This window comes from Aquimarina sp. MMG015 (genome assembly GCF_018100855.1).
Taxonomy (GTDB): Bacteria; Bacteroidota; Bacteroidia; order Flavobacteriales; family Flavobacteriaceae; genus Aquimarina; species Aquimarina latercula.
Window position 1 is genome coordinate 487,752 of sequence record NZ_JAGJEB010000002.1, and the last position, 22,099, is coordinate 509,850.

Genomic DNA, 22,099 nt, shown 5'->3' on the forward strand with positions numbered 1-22,099 from the left:
TCATCGATAATAAGATGTTTTTTAATGAGTAAATAGTATAAAATCAACTTTAGAAATTATTATATTTGAGTAAATCTAATTAATAATTTAAAAAATCAACTCAGTTATGGTTAAAGCAAAATATCAAGACGTTTTGGATTTAGGACAAGAATTAAATATCCAAAATGGTGATGTATCCGAAGAAAATGGGGTTCTTAAAGTAAAAGGAACGGCTAATACTCAATATGAGAAAAATCAACTTTGGGATAAAATAAAAGAAATCGGTGGAGAAGCTCCATCTGATATTGTAGCTGACATTGACGTAGCAGATGGTTCTGTATATCATAGACATACTGTAAAAAGTGGTGAATCATTAAGTAAAATTGCAAAGCATTACTACAAAGATCCTATGAAGTACAAAGAAATTTTTGCTGCAAACACACATATTCTAAAGAATCCCGATGTAATTCACCCGGATCAAGAATTAATTATTCCAAATCTATAGATTAGATAGACCTTATAACACATATATTAAAAAGACCGCTTTACAGCGGTCTTTTTTTTGTTCTACTCTGACGATGAAGTATTCCATTAACGATAAGTAATTATGACTTATTTAACAATTTAACAATATCAATACAGTTAATTCACCCATAAAAAAGGTTTGTAAATTGAATATTTGACATTGAAACATATAATATATTATCAATTTTAGTATAATTATTAACCAAAGTATATTTTTATGTTAACTATTTCACAAAAATTATGAAAATATATCTACATTTGACTCCACTAACTCAATTTATTATTAATTATGAAAACACGATTATCTTTAATCATGGGCTTATTCATGATAAGTCTCAGTTTTGCCCAAAATCCTTGGACAAAAACAAACACAAACCTTAAAAGTTCAAACGTTATTTCGACTAAAAAGGACTTACCAGCGAATACTCTTTTTACATTAGATATAAATAGTATTCAGAAAATGCTTGCCAATTCTCCACTAAGAGGAAAATCTTCAAACTCATCTACTATCATTCCATTACCAAATGCAGACGGAAATATGGAATCCTATAGAGTATTTGAAGCTCCAGTATTTAGTGATGAACTTGCTGCTAAATATCCTGGAATTAAATCATATGCTGGACAAAGTATTGAGGACCCTACTACAAGAGTAAGATTTAGCATGTCTCCTTTAGGATTGCAAAGTATGCGCTTAAGTAATGGGCCTACAGTATTTATAGAGCCTATTTCTACAGATGGTACTACGTATACAATTTATACTAGAGACCAAAAATCTGATACAGTTAAGAAATTTGAATGTTTAGTGGATGGAGACACTCCTAACTTAAGTAACTCTACTTCATCAAATATGAAAAATGCTGACGATAGCACTTTAAGAACTTACCGTTTAGCTGTTTCAACAAATGGTGAGTATACAGAATTCCATGGAGGAACTAAAGCTGGTGCTTTAGCAGCAATCAATACAACTATGACCCGTGTAAATGGTATTTTTGAAAGCGATTTTGCGGTTACCATGGTTCTTATAGGAAATACTGATGATGTTATTTATACCAATGCTAATACAGATCCTTATACCGGTAGTTTTAATAGTCAACTTCAATCAACGTTAACAAATGTTATTGGTGAAGCAAATTATGACATCGGGCATTTATTTGCAAAAGCAGGTGATAATGGTAATGCTGGTTGTATTGGTTGTGTTTGTGTGAACGGAAGTAAAGGAAGTGCTTTTACTTCTAGAAGTACTCCGATAGGTGATGCTTTTGATGTGGATTATGTAGCTCATGAAATCGGACATCAATTTGGAGCTAACCATACATTTTCAATCAGAAATGAAGGTACCAATGCTCATTTTGAACCAGGAAGTGGAACTACTATTATGGGATATGCCGGTATAACAGGAGCTACAGATGTTCAACAGAATAGTGATCCTTATTTTCACTTTTATTCTATTGAACAGGTAACTAACTATGTAAAATCTACAAGTTGTCAAACAAATACTAATACCGGTAATGCTATCCCAACTGCTGATGCTGGATCTAATTATACTGTTCCTAGCGGGACCCCTTTTGTTTTAGAAGGTCAAGGCTCTGATGCTAATTCTGGAGATGTACTTACATATTGCTGGGAACAAAGAGATGAAAACAACGCTTCGTCTACATATCCAAGTGTTACTGGAACATCTGGTGTTGCATTTAGATCTTTTAACCCATCTACATCAAATAAAAGGTATTTTCCTAGATTAGAAACTATAAAAACAGGAGCTACTTCTTGGCAATGGGAAGCTGTTCCTAATGTTACTAGAACGCTTAATTTCAGGTTAACCGTAAGAGACAATAAAGCTGGTGGTGCTGGAAACAATAGTGATGATATGAGCGTTAATGTTACTGCTAGTGCAGGGCCGTTTGTAATAAATACACCTAATACCAATGTTAGTTGGTCGGCAAATGCAACTGAAACAGTAACTTGGGATGTAGCTGGAACTACTGGAAATGGAATTAATGCCGCCAATGTAGATATTTTATTATCTACAGATGGAGGAGACACATATTCTATAGCATTAGCAACTGGAGTACCAAATGATGGTTCTCATGATATTACAGTTCCTAATGTTCAGGGTACTCAAAATAGAATTATGGTTAAAGGTTCTGGAAATATTTTCTTTGATATTTCTAACACAGACTTTGAAATTTCTGGTGTAGTTACTCCAGACACACAAGCACCTTCTACTCCATCTAGTTTAACAGCTACTAACACAACTAGTAGTACTACTGATCTTTCCTGGAATGCTTCTACAGATAATGTTGCGGTAACTGGTTATGATGTTTATAGAGGTAATACTATAATTGCTACTGTTGCAAATACATCATATACGGTTTCTGGATTATCCTCAGAAACAGCATATTCTTTTAGAGTTAAAGCTAAAGATGCAGCAGGAAATGAATCAAGTTTTAGTAACACAGTAAATATTACTACTGATGCTGGAACTCCAAATACAGGTTGTACCGGAGAAATTTCTTCATTCCCATATAGTGAAGGTTTTGAAAATGGATTAGGAAATTGGTCGCAAGCTACTGCTGATGATATTAATTGGACTAGAGATTCTAATGGTACACCGTCACGAAATACAGGACCGTCTAGTGCTACGGAAGGATCTTTTTATATGTATATTGAAGCATCTGGAAATGGAAATGGCTATCCAAACAAAAGAGCTATATTAAATTCTCCTTGTTTTGATCTAACCGGAACTACTCAAGCAACATTCACTTTTCAATATCATATGTATGGTAACAGCATGGGAACATTAACTCTAGAAGGAAGTAATGATAATGGTATCACTTGGACATCTTTATGGTCTGAATCGGGTAATCAAGGAAATTCTTGGCAAAATGCAAGTGTAAATTTAGCATCATTAACTGGTTCTGGAGTTCAACTTAGATTTAACGGTATTACTAGTTCCTCTTGGGCTGGAGATATGACAGTTGATGACATTAATTTAACTACAGATACCGTAACACCTCCTTCTTGTACTGATGTAACATTATCTATAACATTAGATAACTATCCTGAAGAAACAAGCTGGCAAATTATCAATAGTAACAATCAAGTGGTAGCTTCTGGAGGAACATACGGTTCACAGCCTGATGGTTCTACAATTTCTATTACTGAATGTCTAGATGCTGGATCATATACATTTACAATTAATGATTCTTATGGTGATGGGATTTGCTGTTCTTACGGTAATGGATCGTATACTCTATCCGCAGGAAGTACTACTTTAGCTTCTGGTGGATCTTTTGGAGGATCCGAATCTACTACTTTCTCAGTTGGAGGAACAGCAAGAGGTCCAGAAATAGAAAGTTTTACAACTACTGAAGGATTACAGATTGGTGCTTACCCAAATCCTGTTAGCTCAAATAGTTATTTAAATGTTATTGCACCTAATTTAAAAATCAGTTATATACTTTATGATCTACAAGGAAGAAGTGTATCCAATGGATTAATAAATAATAAATCAATAAGCCTACAAGGAGTTCAATCTGGATCTTATATTCTTTCCCTAAATATCGAAGGGAAGTTATCTAATCACGCAATTATTGTGAAATAAGAAAACATCATTTTTTTTAATATTCTCAAAACCATCAAAACAATTTGTTTTGATGGTTTTTTTAAAACCTAGCGTACTATCAATAAAAGATAAACACACTTAAAAAATTAATTGTTTCTCTTTGTCGGAAAATACTTTCCTAAAATAAAAAATTGTGTAACTTTGAGGTTTTACCGTAAATATACCCCGCCAAAACTATCAATAATTATGAAATCGATTTTATTTTCATTTTTTCTAGTAATTGCTATATCTGGTTATGGGCAAGTTCTATCTAAAACCAATATAATTTACGAGTCTAAAAAGACTGTAGTAATGAATAATGGGAAAGAATATCAAATAGTAAAAGAAACTCCCTTATATGCAGTTTCTGATACTACAATTCCTTTAAGGTATAAATTCCGAGATAATATTCTAATTCTAAATAGAGTGCTTTTAGTAAAAGAAGATAATAAATCAAAGGAATTGATAGAATGGACTAAAGGAAAAATGCTATTCTACGAACTAAGGGAAGTTAAAGCTTACTAATAACTACTTTTTTATTTATAGTTTCATAGAAAAGGATATTATTTTTTCCCTTTAGCAATTGCTTTTTTAGCAATAGTAAGGATTTGATCAAACTGTTCAACAAGTGTAAGATTTGAGTTATCAATTTCTATTGCATCTTCAGCTTTACGCAATGGAGAATCTTTTCTTGTACTATCAATATGATCTCTATTAACTACATTTTTCAAAACATCCTCATAAGTAACATCTTCTCCTCTTTCTACAAGCTCTTTATATCTTCTTTCTGCCCTATCTTTGGCAGTAGCAGTCATAAATAACTTTAATTCTGCATTAGGGAAAACGACAGTGCCAATATCTCTTCCATCCATTACAATACCTCTATTTTTTCCCATTAGTTGTTGTTGCTCAACTAATTTTCTTCGAACAGAAGATATTGCAGCTACAGGACTCACTTGTCTAGAAACCTTAAGTGTTCTAATTTCTTTTTCGACATTAACATCATTCAAAAATACTTCAGCTAAACCAGTAATAGTACTAACTTCGAACCTGATATTAATCAAATAAAGATTTTGAGTCAAGGCATCTTTATCAAAAGTATTTTCATCAATATAACCTTGATTCATAGCGTACAATGTAACAGCGCGATACATCGCACCCGTATCAACATATATATAACCTAATTCCCTTGCTAATTGTCTAGCAACTGTACTTTTACCAGTTGAAGAATACCCATCTATTGCTATTATTATTTTGTGATTCACTATTGAAGATTTACATTAACACCAAAAGTACTGGACGAAGCCGCCGAATTATAACGGGCGTATGAATAGGCAAACCTAAACTTCCCTAATTTTAAAGAAAAACCACCACTTAGTCCTGCAAAAGATCTCTGATCTTCTATTCTCAATTCTTCTGATCTTCTAAAATTATATCCTAAACGAATATTGAAACCACTTTCAGGAAAAAACTCTAACCCTACTACAACGTGGCGTAACGCATTATTTACAAAACTAGGATCATCAGCCTCTACATTTCCCTCGAGATCCGTAATATCTCTAGCTGGATTTCTAAAAGCAACATCCCAAACCTGAAGATTTTCTAATGTAAAATTCCATCTAATAGGCACATTTTTTAGAGTTTGAGCAATTCCCATATCTACAGATAAAGGTAAGTCCTCTCTAGTATTGTCATATGTAGTAAATTGGGTTCCAAGATTACGAACCGCAAAACCAAAATCAAACTTTGATTCTGGATTATGATAAATCAAACCTAAATCCAGCGCGCCTCCTAAAGAAGTGTATTCTTCTAATTTGGAAGAGATAAATTTACCACTCGCACCAACATGAAAATTTGAATTAGGAATTGTATATCCGTATCCAACTGAAATTGCTACTTCTCCAGCCCCAAAATCACCAGTTTCATTACCAAACTCATCAAATCCATCAAACTTACCATAATTGATATAAGTAATTCCAGCGTGAAATACTCTTTGTTTTTCTCCGAATGCTTTTGCGTATGATACTGATCCGTAATTAACATCAGCAATATAATTCATATAATTTATAGATAATTGATTATCCATTTCGATATTAATTGTAGCTGGATTAAGCATTGCCGAAGTAGGGTCCATATTATAACCAGTAACATACTTACCACCAAGCGCAGCCTGTTTTGGCGAAGAAACCAAATTCAAGAATTGATAAGTATACCTACCTCCTATCTGTGAATAGGTTAATGTGGTAAAAAAAATGATTACCAAAAATATATATCTACGCATCATTAGCAGCAAAAATAAAAGAAACTATCTGGAAAACGATAGTTAGCAACAAAAATTTTATAAGACATCAAATAAAACGGATAAGACCATCAAGAATGAACCAAATATTAACTTTATAAGTACAGATATATACATAGTACATCATATATTAAATTATTTGATTAATAGTACAGGTCAAAACATAATAAACACAAGTAATTGAATATCAGCATTCTACAATACATCTAACAATATAATATGTATATCAGAGTTATAATGAATTAGCAACCCAAATGTATAATATCATTTTAGCGAATGATTTATTTATATAATGCTAATCGATACTAACTTAACACACAAACATGGGCTTTTTTGATTTCTTAACCAATAAGATAGCCGTAGATCTTGGTACAACTAACACATTAATAACTCATAAAGGTAAAATAGCAATAGATGCGCCATCAGTAATAGCAGTAAATAAAATTACAGGAAAAATAATCGCTGTTGGAAAAGAAGCGAGTTCAATGCGAGGCAAAATTCATAAAAATATAAAAACCTGTTATCCTTTAAGAAATGGAGTTATTGCCAATTTCGATCTATCAGAAAAAATGCTTAAAATTCTGATAAAGAAATTATCAGACATAAGTAATGCTATTTTTATCAAATCATATAATATGATTATCGCAATACCTTGTGGGATTACCAAAGTAGAAATGCGAGCAGTAAAAGAATCTGCAAGACGATTAAATGCAAAAAAAATATATCTAATTTCGGAACCTATGGCAGCGGCTATAGGAGCTGGTATTGATGTACTACAACCAAAAGGTCATATGGTAATTGATATTGGAGGTGGTACCACAGAAATAGCTGTTATAACTCTAGGAGGAATAATTGCCGGTAAATCTGTGAAAATTGCTGGTAATGTATTTAACAATGATATTATACAGTACATAAGAGAGAAACACAACTTGCATATTGGTGAAAATACTGCAGAAAGTATAAAAATTAATATCGGATCTGCTGTAGAAACTTTAGAAGTACCTCCTAAAAATACACCAATACAAGGAAGAGATATCTTAACAGGTAAACCTAAGCAAGCGTACATAACATATAAAGAAATATCCAAAAGCCTTGACAAATCAATAACACAGATAGAAAATCACATACTAGATACTTTATCCAATATACCTCCAGAAATATCTGCTGATATCTATAACACAGGTATATTTTTAACAGGCGGTGGTTCTTTGCTTCGTGGTTTAGATAAAAGATTTTCTGTAACTACGGAACTCCCAGTATACAAAGGAGATAATCCATTAGAAGTAGTTGTAAAAGGAAGCGATATTGTATTAAAAAATTTAGAACGATATACTAATGTATTAATTAGGAATATATAAATAGATTACTTTGTAAAATGATAATTATTTAACAAAGTAAAACATATTTATAAAATTAAATATGTATATTTGATTCGTGGATAAGGAACAAGTACTAGAAATAAATAAAGCATTAGCTAATTTAACGAGATTAGAAATTTTGAATTGGTTAAAAGATCCTGAATCTAATTTTCCTCCCCATTCAGAACTCGGTCATTTTGATTTTGGCGTATGTGGGCAATTTATTAAAGAAAAATCAGGTTTATCACAACCTACTATTTCTCACTACTTGGCTATTATGAATAAAGCAGGTTTATTAACTCCAACTAGACATGGGAAATGGACTTATTTCAAAAGAAATGAAAAAATTATACAACAATACATTGATGAAATAAAAGATAATTTATAAAAAATTTAGAATAACATATTTATAAAATTAAATATATAATTATGAAGATATTAATAATAGGATCTACAGGAACAATAGGTAAAAAAATCTACGAATCCCTACAAGAACATCATGAAGTATATGGAGCACATAGAAACAGTGACTCCTATCCTATCGACATTACCAATCAAGAATCGATCAGACAATTGTTCGAAAAATTACCTAAACTAGATGCAGTCATAAATGCAGCCGGTACAGCATCCTGGAAACCTCTTTTTGAACTTAAAGAAGAAGATTATTATCTAGGAATAAAAAGTAAGCTGATGGGACAAGTTAACTTAGTACACATAGCAAAAGATTATATAAATGATCACGGATCAATTACCCTAACTACTGGTATTTTAGCAGAACATTATGAACCTAATGCAGTAGCATTATCCTTAGTAAATGGTGCTATTCATAGTTTTGTTAATGCGGCTTCAAAAGAATTAAACAGAGGTATTCGCTTAAACACAGTTGCACCAGGGGCTATCTCAGGTGATTTTCCTAAAGAAAAGAAATTTGCAGGCTATTTTCCTGTAGAAATTGAAGATGTCGTAAAAATTTATGAATATTCTTTGACCACAACTAATAGTGGACAAATTCTAAAAATATATTAAACATAAAACTATTAAATCAGTATAACAAGCTCACCACAAACCATTAAAAACTACTATTCATGAAAATTCCAATATATCAGATTGATGCTTTTACCCAAAAACTATTCGGAGGAAATCCAGCGGCCATTTGTCATTTACCTCATTGGTTAGATGATAAAACTTTATTAAACATAGCCATTGAAAATAATTTAGCAGAAACCGGTTACTTCGTAAAAAAGGATGACATCTATGAAATTAGATGGTTTATGCCCTATGCAGAAATTGATTTATGCGGACATGCAACTTTAGCAGCAGCTTATGTAATCTTTAATTATGTAGACGCCTCGGCAAGCGAAGTTATATTTTCTTCTAAAAGTGGTATTCTAAAAGCTAAAAAAGAAAAGAATAACACCATTACTTTAGATTTCCCTTCTAGACTACCAAAACCAATAGAAATTCCCAAAGAAGTATATAAAGCCTTTACATCGAAACCAATAGAAGCATATGCAGGTAGAGATCTAATTATTACCGTTGATTCAGAAGAAGATATTATAAACGAAGAACCCACATTAGAAATACTAAAAGGACTTCCTTATTTATGTACCGTTATTACAGCCAAAGGAAATGATTCTGATTTTGTATCTAGAGTATTTGATGCTAATCCAGATATACCATTGGAAGACCCTGTAACTGGATCTGCACATGCTGCTTTAGTCCCTCTTTGGGCTGAAAAACTTGGTAAAACTAAGTTAATAGCTAAACAATTATCCAAAAGAGGTGGTGAATTAGACTGTAGACTAGAGAAAGATAGAGTCTTTTTAAGCGGTTACGCTGTACCCTATTTAACTGGAGAAATAGAAATATAAATTGATTCTTCTTAAACAAAACATATCAATTAAAAATAAATATTCTTGAAGCGTGAAAGAATTTAGAAACAGACAATGGATCTATACTAAAAGGCCAGAAAAACTAGTCGATAAAAGTCATTATACATTGTACAAAAACACTGTAGCAATGTCGGATTTGGAATCAGGAAAAGCCTTACTAAAGTCTGTATATTTTAGCATAGATCCATATATGCGGATCCAACAATCTAAACATAATACCTGGGAAGAGCCATATCCATTAAATACTGTTCAAGGCGGAGCGGTTGTTGCTCAAATAGTGGCCATTAATGATAATAGTTCCTCTTTAAAAAAGGGAGATTGGGTATTATCGTATACTGGTTGGCAGGAATATGCTATTACCGAAATTAGTAGTCTTCGTTTATTAGATCCTATTGAAGTTTCTGTTACAACAGCTTTAGGTGTTTTAGGTATGCCTGCTCGTATTGCTTATTTTGGTCTTCTTGAAGCTGGTTTACCAAAGAAAGGCGAAACTATTGTTGTCTCTGGTGCTTCTGGAGCGGTCGGACAAATTGTAGTACAAATTGCAAAAATAAAAGGTTGTAAAGTTATCGGTATTGCCGGATCTGATGAAAAAACAAAATTTCTCAAAAAAACGATTGGCGTAGACGAAGTAATAAATTACAAAGATCATCCCTCTGCAAAAGAAATATATAAAAAATTGCTGGAAGTATCCCCAGAAGGAATAGATATATATTATGATAATGTTGGAGGATATATCACCGATGCTGTTTTTGAACATATTAACATCAATGCTCGAATAGTTATTTGTGGACAAATCTCCCAATACTCAGGTGGACTAGATACACCAGAAATGGGACCTCGATTTTTACATAAAATATTATACAAAAGAGCAACTATTACGGGAGTGCTCGCGAGAGATTATAATAATAGAATGGAAGAATTACTCCTAGAAATGACACCTTGGGTACAAAATGGTTTAATGCAATATCAGGAAACTATTATACAAGGGTTTGAAAAATTACCTGAAGCATTAAATATGTTGTTTTTTGGTAAAAACAAGGGAAAACTTATTGTAAAAATCTAAGTACTATTATAAAAACATTTGATTGATTTTGGATCTTAATTTCCTTCCATAATCCTCCTGTAACCAATCTCTATAGTTTTTTGTGCTTTTACTAATACAGTAGGAATATCTTCTTACGCGATATTCAATATCATGTTCTAACAATTTACTAAGAATTCTAGCATCAAATACATCTTCGCTATTTTCTGCACACATCTTAGCATGTTGTTCTATTGATTTTTCTAAAACACTCTTACTACGTAGACCATATTTTTTCGTATTTGCATATTCAGCTTCAATATCAAAATCTATGTCTACAGAATTATTGAATTCTTTTCTTATTTCTTCTGGCATAACGTACTTAAAATTACGCTCAATTTCATCATCACTAACAAGACTATCATAGTAGAAATCAGGTGACCTAAATATTGTTTGCCAATCAATCTCTCCATTCCACAAGCCAAAACGAGCAGTATTATTACCCATATCAATGATAGAGAATTCTGGTTTTTTAGGCAATATTCTAGAGCCTCTACCTATCATTTGAAAATATAATGTTAATGACTTAGTAGCACGATTTAAAATAATAGTTTTTACAGTAGGTTCATCAAAACCAGTAGTCAATATACTAACTGAAGTCAGAATTGCATCATCCGTATGTTTAAACCATTTAAGAATATCAGCTCTTTCTTGCCGACTATTAGTATTATCTAAATGCCGTATTGGATATCCTGCTCTATTAAAAACGTCATATACATGAATGGATGTATTAATTCCATTATTAAAAATCAGTGTTTTTTGCCCCTTTGCTCTTTCCTCATAGGCCTTTAGTAATTTATCCTGCATCAAGGCATTTGTATACAAGTCTTCTGAAGATTTGACGGTATAATCACCATTCATACCAATTTTCAAAGAACCAAGACCAACATCATAGGTATAGGTTACTGGCTTAGCCAAAAAACCTTTTCCTATAAGAGAACTAATGGTATCCCCTACTATTAACTCCCTATAATTATCTTTCATTGGGAGTTTCATATTAGAACTTAAAGGAGTTGCAGTAACACCTAGGATAAAACAAGTATCAAAAAAGCGAAATAATTTTCTAAATGAATTATAATGTGCCTCATCAATGATGACCATGCCCACATTATCAATCTCTAATTGGTCATCATTAAGACGATTATTTAGTGTTTCTACCATTGCTACGAAACACATATACTCATGCTGATCTTCTAATTTTTTTACATTACTATTAATGATTTTATTCTTTACATTAAATTCTGTAAGCATGTTAGATGTCTGATCACACAGTTCTATACGATGTGTAAGTACTACTACTTTTTTCTTAGTAGTTTCAATATATCTTCGAACAATTTCAGAAAATATTACCGTTTTACCTCCACCGGTTGGTAATTGATATAGTAAATTATAATTTCCAGAAAATTCCTGCAAACGCCCAAAAATCTTATCGATATCTCTGGCCTGATAATCATATAGAACTTTTTGTTCTTTTTTTTCTATTTCAGAGGGATTTACCCGCATTTGCTCTCGATTAAAAATAAGCTACAAAATTAAACACTTTCTATACTTATATAAAAGATTTTATAAAATATATTTTGTTTTGTCTTACAATAGTTTCAAAAGTGTTAATTATTCATAATATTCCTTATCACTTGCGTTGTTCTTTATAATTTTAAAATATAATCCATAACTATTTCATGGCTAAGATTGACAAAGACCTAATACCAGTTCAAGCATTACTTATTCCTAAACCTATTCTGTATACTGGAAAGGTGTTAAACTGGATTTCTCCTTTTTTAGCATCGAGGTTTGCTGCTCGGTTATTTCTAACTCCCTTTAAATACAAAAGACCTAAAAGAGAGGAAACGATGGCTGTTCAAAGCCTTAAAGAGAATGTGTCAATAAAAAAAATAAACAGAGAAGTTATAATTTATAATTATGGGGTATCCAACAAAAAGGTTTTATTAGTTCATGGGTGGTCTGGTAGTGGAACTCAACTTTCTATGATAGCTGATCAACTATTAAATATCGGATACAGCACAGTAAGTTTTGATGCTCCTGCACATGGCCAATCTCCTGGAAAAAGAAGTAACATGATTCACTTCATTGAAACCATCTATCAATTAGAAAAAACACATGGACCATTTCATGCAGCTGTTGGCCATTCTTTAGGAGGGATGTCATTATTAAGAGCAACTAAATTTGGATTAGGATTACAAAAACTAGTTATTATTGGAACAGCGAATAGTATAACCAAAATCACTAAGGATTTTGCTAAAAATTTGCAATTAGGAGATAAAACTGGTAAATTAATGAAACAATATTTTGATCAGCATTATGGTGAAGACCTGGATAACTACTCTGGAGGAATTTCTGCGGAAGGTATAGAAACACCAACACTAGTAATTCATGATAAAAACGATGTAGACGTTCATTATAGTTCGGCAATTGAAATTGAAAGTAAACTTAAAAATGGGAAAATAATATTAACTGAAAAATTAGGTCATCGGAAAATTCTTGGAGACAAATCAATAATAAAGAAAATTGCGGCATTTATTTCAGAATCATAAATCTTTTGTTATTGATGAACCTTATAAACGACTATATAGATACAAGAACCTTAATTTGAATAAAATGAAAAAAATCGTCATACTATGTATCAGTATTTTAACTATAAGTTGCTCGGGTACTGCTCAAAAAGACAGTAAAAAAGAAAAGAAAGAATATGCTGTAAATAAAACTAATAAAGAATGGAAGGAAATCTTAACTAACGATCAATATTATATTCTTAGACAAGCTGGGACAGAAAGACCTTTCTCTAGTCCTTTAAATAAGATATATGCCGCTGGAACATTTTATTGTGCAGCGTGCAAAACACCTTTATATGAGAGTAAACATAAATTTGATAGTGGTACAGGTTGGCCTAGTTTTGATAGAGCTGTAAAAGGAAATGTAGATGTAGATACAGATTATAAACTTGGATATGCTAGAACCGAACTATTATGTTCGACCTGTGGTGGACATTTAGGACATGTTTTTAGTGATGGACCAAGAGAAACCACCGGAAAAAGGCATTGTATTAATGGAGACGCTTTAGTCTTTGAACCAAAAAAAAGATAAATAAATGAGTAGATATCCTTTTCATAAAACAGAAGAAGAATGGAAAAAAGAACTCACAGAAGAGCAATATAGGGTACTTAGACAAAAAGGTACCGAACGTCCTTTTACTGGAGAATACAATATTCATTCAGAAAATGGAACATATAAATGTATGGCTTGCCATACTCCTTTATTTATAAGTACATCAAAATTTGATTCTGGATGTGGATGGCCTAGTTTTGATCAATCTATAGAGGGAAATGTAGAATATATAAAAGACACATCACATGGAATGATTAGAACAGAAATTTTATGCGCAAACTGTGGGAGTCACTTAGGTCATATTTTTAATGATGGCCCAACTGAAACTGGTCAACGATATTGTGTAAATTCAGTAAGTATCGATTTCAATAAATCATAAAGACTATCAATTTTATACTTTGGAACACTTATTGATAGTTAGTTCTCATATCAGAAACAACAAATAATTACACATTATGAAAAAGATTTTTGCACTTTTATTTTTATCAACACTTGTATTCACTTCTTGCGTAAATGATGATGACGTAGATTTCGATACCATTGGAACAACTTTTGAATTTACTACAAATTTTAATCAAGCTAACGATTTCGGGCATCGTTTCTTTTTTAATGAAAACATTTTTGATTCAGATGTTGTACTAGTGTATAGACTAGAAGCTGTAGACAATAATTTAGATGTTTGGGAACCTTTACCAACAGCTACTATATTCTTAGATGATGGTAATGGCGGTGACATTACTGTTTTATATCGATTTAATTTCACTTCTGGTGATGTAGATGTATTATTGGAGAGTAATGCTCCAGAATTGGTGCCAGCTGATTTAACGAATAATCAAACATTTAGAGTTGTTGTTGTACCTGCATCTTTTGCAGAAAATACAGACATTGATTTATCAAATCTAGAAGAAGTACAATCAGCATTGAACCTAGAATTTTAAGTAATTAAGAAATAAATATTATTCCTTATTATTCCAAAAAGATAAGGAAATTGAAAAAAAATTAACACTATCATTATGATAGTGTTTTTTTATGAATTTTATTAAGGTATAATTGTGAAAACCGAATCTGCAAAACCCTTTTTGATTAAACGAATTATCCGTAAATTCGTGTCTTCAAAAAATTCACATTTATGAGCGCATATGATATTATCGTATTAGGAAGTGGACCTGGTGGTTATGTTACTGCTATTAGAGCTTCTCAATTAGGGTTTAAAACTGCTATTATTGAAAAAGAGAGCCTTGGAGGTGTATGTTTAAATTGGGGATGTATCCCTACAAAAGCATTATTAAAAAGTGCACAGGTATTTGATTACCTAAAACATGCTTCTGATTATGGCTTAACAGTTGAAAAATTCGATAAAGATTTTGATGCAGTAGTAAAAAGAAGTCGTGGCGTTGCTGATGGAATGAGTAAAGGTGTTCAATTTCTAATGAAAAAGAACAAAATTGATGTTATTGAAGGTTTTGGTAAATTAAAAGCTAACAATAAAGTAACCGTTACTGATAAAGATGGAAATGCTTCTGATTATGAAGGAAAACATATTATAGTAGCAACAGGTGCAAGATCAAGAGAGTTACCTAATTTACCACAAGACGGTAAAAAAGTAATTGGATATAGAGAAGCTATGACTTTAGCATCTCAGCCTAAGAAAATGATCGTAGTTGGTTCTGGAGCGATTGGAGTAGAATTTGCTCATTTTTATAACGCAATGGGAACAGAAGTTACCATTGTAGAATATTTACCAAATCTGGTACCATTAGAAGATGAAGAAGTATCAAAACAATTTGGAAGAAGCTTTAAGAAAGCTGGTATTAAAGTAATGACAAATTCTTCTGTAGAAAGTGTTGACACAAGTGGTGACGGAGTAAAAGCTACTGTAAAAACTAAAAAAGGAGAAGAAATTCTTGAAGCTGATATCGTATTATCTGCTGTTGGTATCAAAACGAATATAGAGAATATTGGTTTAGAAGAACTAGGAGTTGCTACCGATAGAGATAAAATTGTAGTAAATGACTGGTATCAAACAAATATCCCTGGTATTTATGCAATTGGTGATGTTGTTCCCGGTCCTGCTCTAGCTCACGTAGCTTCTGCAGAAGGTATTACTTGTGTAGAAAAAATAGCAGGAATGCATGTAGAAGCAATTGATTATGATAACATCCCTGGATGTACTTATGCTTCTCCAGAAATCGCTAGTGTTGGGATGACTGAAAATCAAGCAAAAGAAGCTGGGTACGAAATCAAAGTTGGTAAATTTCCTTTCTCTGCATCTGGTAAAGCAAGTGCTGCTGGAACAAAGGATGGTTTTGTAAAAGTGATTTTTGATGCTAAATACGGTGAGTGGTTAGGATGTCATATGATTGGTGCCGGAGTTACTGATATGATCGCAGAAGCTGTATTAGGTAGAAAACTAGAAACTACTGGACACGAAGTCCTAAAAGCAATACATCCACATCCAACGATGAGTGAAGCTGTTATGGAAGCAGTTGCTGACGCTTATGACGAAGTGATACATTTATAAAAAATAGTTCAAAAAAAGCGCTTTGAAGCGCTTTTTTTGTTTAAATTTTGTTCACTGTCTAAAGATGTTGAAAAAGTTACTTACTATAACAATAGTCATTTGCTTGGCTTTTCTATTTCAGTCCTACAAAGTTGATGTGAAGACTAAAAAGATAAACCAAATTTTGGTCAACTTTTTCTTAAACCTAGAGTTAACAAAAAGAAATCAGGAGATTCAAGGTATATACGACTACATCCCTCATCTAAACTCTGATGATAAAATTGAAAATATTGTATTTAACTCTATTCTAAAAAATGGTTTTATTGAAAATATAACGTTTGACTATCACAAGAACGTTTTATCTAAAATAGAATATCAAATAAAAAGAGATGAAATTGAAAATCATATCATTTTTAAATATCATTTTAACTATTCAAATGACAAATTAAATAGTGTTTACATCAAGAATAGACTGTTATATAAGTTTAACTATAATTCTTCTGGTGTTTTAAAAGAGATTAAATATTTTAGAAAAGATCAAGTTACGGAGGTTTATAATGTATTGTATTATTATGATAACCAAATGATTAAATTTAGTTCAGATATAATAAAAAATGATGATGTATATTTTAATGTCAATGAATCTAAGGATTTTCTAATTTGGAATAAAGATCTAAAAATTAAAAAATTCTCTTTCGATATATTTAGTTATGAAAACATCACTTATTTAAACTCCAAAAATATAGAGACTATTACTTACTCTACAACTATAGATCAAAATCTGTTATTTACTTGGTTATATATCCAATTTGATAAAAGAAATAATTGGACAGAACGAAAATCAAAAGGTTATACATCTTATAGAATTATTAATTATAAATAAAACCCCTACATGAAAACAATTACATTTAAATTAATTTATTGTGCTTTTTTTTTCCTCATAACACTGAATATTTCTGCTCAAGAAGAAGGTTATAATGAAATATATCAACTTAAAAAGATAAACAATGAATTAAAAAAATATCACGATAACAATCAAGAAACAAAATACTTCTATGAACTAATGTCTATAAAAAATGACACATTAAGAGTGAAGAAATTCTCATATCCTGTTCCTCACTCAACAAAGGTTTGGGATGAACTTTATGTTCCTATGAAGGAAATTGAAATCAAATCAATTAAATATAAAAAAGGTATTTTAATAAAGTCAAAAGGTAAGAAAAAAATCATCGGTGATTATACTGACAAAAGACCTAACGCAAAAAAATATTATGGTTTTAAAATACATCCTCATGCATCTGAAGAAATAGATAAAGAAATCATGGAAATGATTAAAAAATTATTTCAAAACCATCAATAACATAAATCTTTTATATTACAAACACCGATCTATTTAGTTTTAGTTCGGTGTTTTTTTATTTAGGTATCAAATCACAATACCAAAACGAAGTATCCCAACTTTTATCATCCTCATCAGAAAAACAATTATCATCATCATCAGACGATGGAGTGTAATTTCTTAACACCTTATCTCCTATTTCGAAGTTTATTGGATTACTAAAAAGTGGACCATCAAAAACAAAGGTATGGAACTCTCCATTTTCTCCACAAGGATCTACATTTTCTGGTAAATCATTTAGAAACGATTCATCCAGTATCCTACCGCAAAAAGAATCATCAAGGTATTTAGCATTTACACAAACAGTAATTGCTTTAAATCCTAGATTAATGAATTCTAACAAAAGTTCTTTTGTGTTTTTTTTCCAAAGAGGAAAAACCCCTTGAATTCCAATACTCCTTAGTTGATCTTCTCTATAAATCCGTAAATCCTCTAAGAAAATATCTCCAAAAACACAATGTGTATATCCTTCTGATTTTAAATTCATCACATTATCTTTCATTACCTCATTGTATGAAGTCATAGAAACGTTTGCAGAAAGTTTTATTTTATGCAAAGGTAAATTTAGGCTTACTGCTTGGGCATCGAGAAGAGACTCTCTCAATCCGTGCATGGATACTCTTTTAAAATCATCATTAATTGTAGTAACTAGTTTCGTTATATTATACTCTTTTTGTTGTAATGTATAATATAATGACAGTGAAGAATCCTTACCACTACTCCAATTAAAATACGTTTTACGCATCTTATAGAAAACTTTGGATCGCTAATGCATAACTCTGTAGACCAAAACCAAGAATAACACCTTTTGCATTTGGAGAAATATACGATTGATGTCTAAACTCCTCTCTGCTAAAAGTGTTGGAAATATGTACCTCAATAACAGGAACATCTACTGCTTTAATTGCATCACCAATACCAATGGAAGTATGTGTATAGGCTCCTGCATTTAGAATAACACCATCAAAAGTATCATTTGCTTCTTGAATTTTAGTAATTAACTCTCCTTCAATATTGGATTGAAAATATCCTAATTCAACATCTTTAAATCTCATTTGTAATTCTGAAAAAAAATCTTCAAAAGTCTGACTTCCGTATATACCGGGTTCTCTTTTGCCTAAAAGATTTAGATTAGGGCCGTTTAATAGTAAAAGTTTCATTCTTATTGTTCTCGTATGATTCTTCGATTATCTTTAGTTTTAAACAAATATCCCACTGATAATTGTGCAACTGAATTTCTATTGGTAATATCTATAACTCCAGTATCATTAATGTTTGTTAATCCTAAATTATATCTAACTTGAAAAAACAAACCACTCTCTAGCTTATAACCTGCACCCACTGCCCAGCTAAAATCAAAATCATTAAAAGAGTCAAAAAATGGATCATTATCAGCTACATCATCATTTCCTACTGTCGTTAAAATTGAAAATTGTGGGCCTGTTTCTAAACTAATTTTTTCTGTAACATAGAATTTGGTTACAATAGGTAATGAAATATAATTTAGACTAATCTTTTGTTCTTGTCCAGCTACTTCTACCTTATATCCTTGTGCTGAATATAACAGTTCTCCTTGAATATAAAATTTACTTGAAATAGGATACTCTACCAAAGCACCTAGATGTATCCTCACTCTCCCGCTAGTATCATCAGCATCACCAAGAATACTACTGTAATTTATACCTCCTTTAAAACCTGCACGAGCATATAATGGGTCTTCATCAGAAATTTTCTGAGCACTTACAGAAATGAAACTAAAAATAATCACAATGAGAATAAAAACATTTCTTTTCATAATCTAATAATAAGTTGATACTCAAAAGTAGCTTTATTTTTTATAACCATATGTAAGTAACTAAAAAAACTGCTATCAAAAACTAGAGAAAACCTATTACAGAAGACGAAAGTAAATTAATCTTCAAAATTTAACAATCTATTAATTACTGAAAGTAAGAGTGTTAGATTTTACAAGGAAAAAATATCAAAAAAATATAGAAAACTGGAGTAACAAAATTATCATCAATGTAACTAATGTGTGTATTAACAAATAAACAAACATTATGAAAAAATTGATTTTAACTGCAATTGCAGTATTCACACTAACTTTTGTCAACGCACAAGATGGAGGTTTCGCTAAAGGAGATATTTTTGTTTCTGGATCTTTTGGTTACAATTCGACATCTACGGGAGATATTAAAAACAACTCATTTGAATTTACTCCGAGAGTAGGTTTCTTTGTGTCAGAAAATATAGCTGTTGGTGCTAGATTAGGTTTTACTACTAGTAAACAAGAAGCTCCTTTTACTGAAGATATAAAAAATAATTCATTCAATGCTGGAGCCTTTGGTCGTTACTATTTTACACCATCTAGTAAATTTTCTGTTTTTGGTGAATTAGCTTTTGAATATGCTAGTTCTAAACAAGAACAAGGAACTGGTGAACTTAAAATAAACGGTTTTGGACTTAATGTTGGTCCTGGTGTAAGCTATTTCTTAAGTGATCATTTTGCACTTGAGGCTTTCTGGGGAGCATTAGCATATGCAACTGCAAAACCAGATATTGATGGTGCTGATTCTACTAATGCAGTAAGTGTAGGTTTAGATCTAGATGACATTAACTTAGGTTTAGTATATAAGTTCTAATATAGAGCACATATAAATTTTAAACTCCATCATATCCATAATTATGATGGAGTTTATTTTTTTGAACAATAAATATTTCTTTTTTCATCCCCTATTTTCAGGAATAATCTTACTTAAAATCTACCTGAAAACAGTGGTTTTTTTCATGAATGGCTGATATACATTTGTTTCAACTTTAAACAAACAATGATCATGAAAAAATTAATTCTAACTGCTCTTGCAGTATGCAGCTTAACATTTGCTAATGCTCAGGATGGGGAGCAAACTTCTAAAGGAAAATGGCTAATTGAAGCCAATACTAATTTTGGCGCTGCTCACACAGCCAACACTGGTATACAATTCACTACTTTTTCTGACGATGCAGGATCCATTTTTAATATTGGATTAGAAGGTGGATATTTTATTATCGACAATTTAGCCTTAAAAGCTGGATTAGGATATGGATCAATTAAAGCTAATTCTGATGCTGATGCAGTTGATAGGTTTAGTTATAAAATTGGTGCTAAATATTACGTTATAGGGTCTATACCTGTACAAATAGATTACAGTGGTATCAGTAGCGATGCCGATGAAGATCCTTCTTACTTTGGTATTCAAGGTGGGTATGCTTTTTTCATTGGAGACAATGTTAGCATTGAGCCTGGAGTAAGATATAATTTAAGTTTAAATGATGATTTCTATACGGATGCATTCCAACTTAATATTGGATTTGCTATTCATCTATAAAAACTATCTTTTATAAATTTATTAAACCATCCTGATTAGATCAGGATGGTTTTTCTTTTTATATTAGAAAAATGAAATGGAGTCACGCCATAAAAGACTATGAACATTATCTAAAAATAGAAAGAGGACTTTCTGATAATTCCATCATTAACTATAGTCTTGATATTCAAAGACTAATCAAATATCTAGAAGCACACGATATACAAAAGACTCCATTATCCATAGAAAAAGATATACTACAACAATTTATATATGAAACCGCAAAACTAGTAAATGCTAGATCACAGGCCCGAATCATATCTGGATTAAAAAGTTTTTTTAATTATTTAGTTTTTGAAGATTATAGAGATACAAATCCAATGGAACTTATAGAAGCTCCTAAAATTGGAAGAAAACTACCCGATACTTTATCATTAGAAGAAATAGATTTAATTATTTCTAAGGTAGATTTAAGCAAAGCTGAAGGAGAGCGTAATCGAGCCATTATCGAAACACTTTATGGTTGTGGATTAAGAGTTAGCGAATTGATCAATATAAAACTCTCGGATCTTTTCTTTGATGAAGGTTTTATTAGTATCACTGGTAAAGGTGATAAGCAACGATTTGTTCCTATTGGAGATGTAACGCAGAAATACATCAATATTTACAAGGATGAAATAAGAACTCATCTAAATATTCAGAATGGACATGAAGATACATTGTTTTTAAACAGAAGAGGTAAGCAACTGACACGAGCTATGATTTTTACTATTGTAAAAAGACTTGTAGAAAGAGCCGAAATTCATAAAAATATAAGTCCGCACACCTTCCGACATTCTTTTGCCACCCATTTATTAGAAAACGGAGCAGATCTTAGAGCTATTCAATTAATGTTAGGTCATGAAAGTATTACGACTACAGAAATATATATGCATATGGACAGAAGCCATCTTAGTGAGGTAATTAATACATTTCATCCAAGAAGATAG

The 22,099-nt window shown here is 31.5% G+C and carries 24 protein-coding genes; 18 read left to right on the plus strand and 6 right to left on the minus strand.

From position 1 onward, the window contains the following. Positions 1-106: 106 nt before the first annotated feature. The 3 genes from J8L88_RS05505 (at position 107) to J8L88_RS05515 (ending at position 4,633) form a co-directional block, all read left to right on the plus strand. On the plus strand, positions 107-484 hold the full coding sequence (locus J8L88_RS05505; protein ID WP_027391321.1) for a LysM peptidoglycan-binding domain-containing protein: 378 nt from the start codon (positions 107-109) through the stop codon (positions 482-484). Positions 485-793: 309 nt separating this feature from the next. Beyond that, positions 794-4,108 carry a reprolysin-like metallopeptidase gene (locus tag J8L88_RS05510; protein ID WP_247666421.1) on the plus strand — a complete coding sequence of 1,105 codons (3,315 nt, stop codon included), beginning with the start codon at positions 794-796 and terminating at the stop codon, positions 4,106-4,108. 207 nt (positions 4,109-4,315) lie between these two features. Then, positions 4,316-4,633, plus strand: coding sequence for a hypothetical protein (locus J8L88_RS05515; protein WP_027391319.1), 318 nt, complete (start codon positions 4,316-4,318; stop codon positions 4,631-4,633). Between the two features lie 38 nt (positions 4,634-4,671). Here J8L88_RS05515 and cmk read toward each other — a convergent pair whose 3' ends face one another. Both cmk and porQ read right to left on the minus strand, forming a co-directional pair. Further along, positions 4,672-5,373, minus strand: coding sequence for a (d)CMP kinase (gene cmk, locus J8L88_RS05520; RefSeq protein ID WP_211060177.1), 702 nt, complete (start codon positions 5,371-5,373; stop codon positions 4,672-4,674). Next, positions 5,373-6,389, minus strand: coding sequence for a type IX secretion system protein PorQ (gene porQ, locus J8L88_RS05525; protein ID WP_211060178.1), 1,017 nt, complete (start codon positions 6,387-6,389; stop codon positions 5,373-5,375). The genes cmk and porQ overlap by 1 nt, the downstream gene beginning before the upstream one ends. Before the next feature lie 341 nt (positions 6,390-6,730). On the opposite strand from porQ, the gene J8L88_RS05530 reads away from it, so the two are divergent. The 5 genes from J8L88_RS05530 (at position 6,731) to J8L88_RS23735 (ending at position 10,723) form a co-directional block, all read left to right on the plus strand. Beyond that, complete coding sequence (locus tag J8L88_RS05530) at positions 6,731-7,765, plus strand: rod shape-determining protein (RefSeq protein ID WP_211060179.1); 1,035 nt, start codon at positions 6,731-6,733, stop codon at positions 7,763-7,765. Between the two features lie 76 nt (positions 7,766-7,841). Beyond that, positions 7,842-8,153: a helix-turn-helix transcriptional regulator gene (locus tag J8L88_RS05535; protein WP_027391315.1), complete on the plus strand. Its 312-nt coding sequence runs from the start codon at positions 7,842-7,844 to the stop codon at positions 8,151-8,153. 41 nt (positions 8,154-8,194) lie between these two features. Further along, entirely contained in the window at positions 8,195-8,791 is a 597-nt protein-coding gene (locus tag J8L88_RS05540) for a short chain dehydrogenase (RefSeq protein WP_211060180.1), read from the plus strand. Between the two features lie 59 nt (positions 8,792-8,850). Then, positions 8,851-9,636 carry a PhzF family phenazine biosynthesis protein gene (locus J8L88_RS05545; RefSeq protein WP_027391313.1) on the plus strand — a complete coding sequence of 262 codons (786 nt, stop codon included), beginning with the start codon at positions 8,851-8,853 and terminating at the stop codon, positions 9,634-9,636. A gap of 52 nt (positions 9,637-9,688) precedes the next feature. Then, positions 9,689-10,723, plus strand: a complete 1,035-nt coding sequence (locus J8L88_RS23735; protein WP_211060181.1) for an NADP-dependent oxidoreductase — start codon at positions 9,689-9,691, stop codon at positions 10,721-10,723. 6 nt (positions 10,724-10,729) lie between these two features. On the opposite strand, the gene J8L88_RS05555 is transcribed toward J8L88_RS23735, so the two are convergent. Beyond that, entirely contained in the window at positions 10,730-12,244 is a 1,515-nt protein-coding gene (locus J8L88_RS05555) for a DEAD/DEAH box helicase (RefSeq protein ID WP_027391311.1), read from the minus strand. 176 nt (positions 12,245-12,420) lie between these two features. Between J8L88_RS05555 and J8L88_RS05560 the strand changes: the two genes are divergently transcribed. From J8L88_RS05560 to J8L88_RS05590, 7 genes are all read left to right on the plus strand, one after another. Next, positions 12,421-13,293 carry an alpha/beta fold hydrolase gene (locus J8L88_RS05560; RefSeq protein ID WP_118386323.1) on the plus strand — a complete coding sequence of 291 codons (873 nt, stop codon included), beginning with the start codon at positions 12,421-12,423 and terminating at the stop codon, positions 13,291-13,293. Positions 13,294-13,357: 64 nt separating this feature from the next. Further along, positions 13,358-13,843, plus strand: coding sequence for a peptide-methionine (R)-S-oxide reductase MsrB (gene msrB / locus J8L88_RS05565; RefSeq protein WP_211060182.1), 486 nt, complete (start codon positions 13,358-13,360; stop codon positions 13,841-13,843). 4 nt (positions 13,844-13,847) lie between these two features. Then, positions 13,848-14,243, plus strand: a complete 396-nt coding sequence (gene msrB / locus J8L88_RS05570) for a peptide-methionine (R)-S-oxide reductase MsrB (protein WP_211060183.1) — start codon at positions 13,848-13,850, stop codon at positions 14,241-14,243. Between the two features lie 76 nt (positions 14,244-14,319). Next, complete coding sequence (locus tag J8L88_RS05575; protein ID WP_118386325.1) at positions 14,320-14,802, plus strand: hypothetical protein; 483 nt, start codon at positions 14,320-14,322, stop codon at positions 14,800-14,802. 191 nt (positions 14,803-14,993) lie between these two features. Then, positions 14,994-16,385 (plus strand): dihydrolipoyl dehydrogenase, encoded by a 1,392-nt coding sequence (gene lpdA, locus J8L88_RS05580; RefSeq protein WP_211060184.1) that lies wholly within the window; start codon positions 14,994-14,996, stop codon positions 16,383-16,385. 136 nt (positions 16,386-16,521) lie between these two features. Then, entirely contained in the window at positions 16,522-17,247 is a 726-nt protein-coding gene (locus J8L88_RS05585; RefSeq protein ID WP_211060185.1) for a hypothetical protein, read from the plus strand. A gap of 9 nt (positions 17,248-17,256) precedes the next feature. Further along, positions 17,257-17,724 carry a hypothetical protein gene (locus J8L88_RS05590; protein WP_211060186.1) on the plus strand — a complete coding sequence of 156 codons (468 nt, stop codon included), beginning with the start codon at positions 17,257-17,259 and terminating at the stop codon, positions 17,722-17,724. A 55-nt stretch (positions 17,725-17,779) separates the two neighbouring features. On the opposite strand, the gene J8L88_RS05595 is transcribed toward J8L88_RS05590, so the two are convergent. From J8L88_RS05595 to J8L88_RS05605, 3 genes are read right to left on the minus strand one after another with little or no spacing between them, the layout of a single operon-like run. Further along, positions 17,780-18,508, minus strand: a complete 729-nt coding sequence (locus tag J8L88_RS05595) for a diphthine--ammonia ligase (RefSeq protein WP_211060187.1) — start codon at positions 18,506-18,508, stop codon at positions 17,780-17,782. Between the two features lies 1 nt (position 18,509). Further along, positions 18,510-18,923 carry a type II 3-dehydroquinate dehydratase gene (gene aroQ / locus J8L88_RS05600; RefSeq protein ID WP_027391304.1) on the minus strand — a complete coding sequence of 138 codons (414 nt, stop codon included), beginning with the start codon at positions 18,921-18,923 and terminating at the stop codon, positions 18,510-18,512. Positions 18,924-18,925: 2 nt separating this feature from the next. Further along, positions 18,926-19,558 carry a porin family protein gene (locus J8L88_RS05605; RefSeq protein WP_211060188.1) on the minus strand — a complete coding sequence of 211 codons (633 nt, stop codon included), beginning with the start codon at positions 19,556-19,558 and terminating at the stop codon, positions 18,926-18,928. A gap of 265 nt (positions 19,559-19,823) precedes the next feature. Between J8L88_RS05605 and J8L88_RS05610 the strand changes: the two genes are divergently transcribed. The 3 genes from J8L88_RS05610 to xerD all read left to right on the plus strand — a co-directional run bounded on the left by J8L88_RS05610 (position 19,824) and on the right by xerD (position 22,099). Beyond that, positions 19,824-20,405, plus strand: a complete 582-nt coding sequence (locus tag J8L88_RS05610; protein WP_027391303.1) for an outer membrane beta-barrel protein — start codon at positions 19,824-19,826, stop codon at positions 20,403-20,405. A gap of 192 nt (positions 20,406-20,597) precedes the next feature. Continuing rightward, positions 20,598-21,131, plus strand: coding sequence for a hypothetical protein (locus J8L88_RS05615; RefSeq protein ID WP_027391302.1), 534 nt, complete (start codon positions 20,598-20,600; stop codon positions 21,129-21,131). A gap of 71 nt (positions 21,132-21,202) precedes the next feature. Next, positions 21,203-22,099 (plus strand): site-specific tyrosine recombinase XerD, encoded by an 897-nt coding sequence (gene xerD, locus J8L88_RS05620; RefSeq protein ID WP_118386329.1) that lies wholly within the window; start codon positions 21,203-21,205, stop codon positions 22,097-22,099.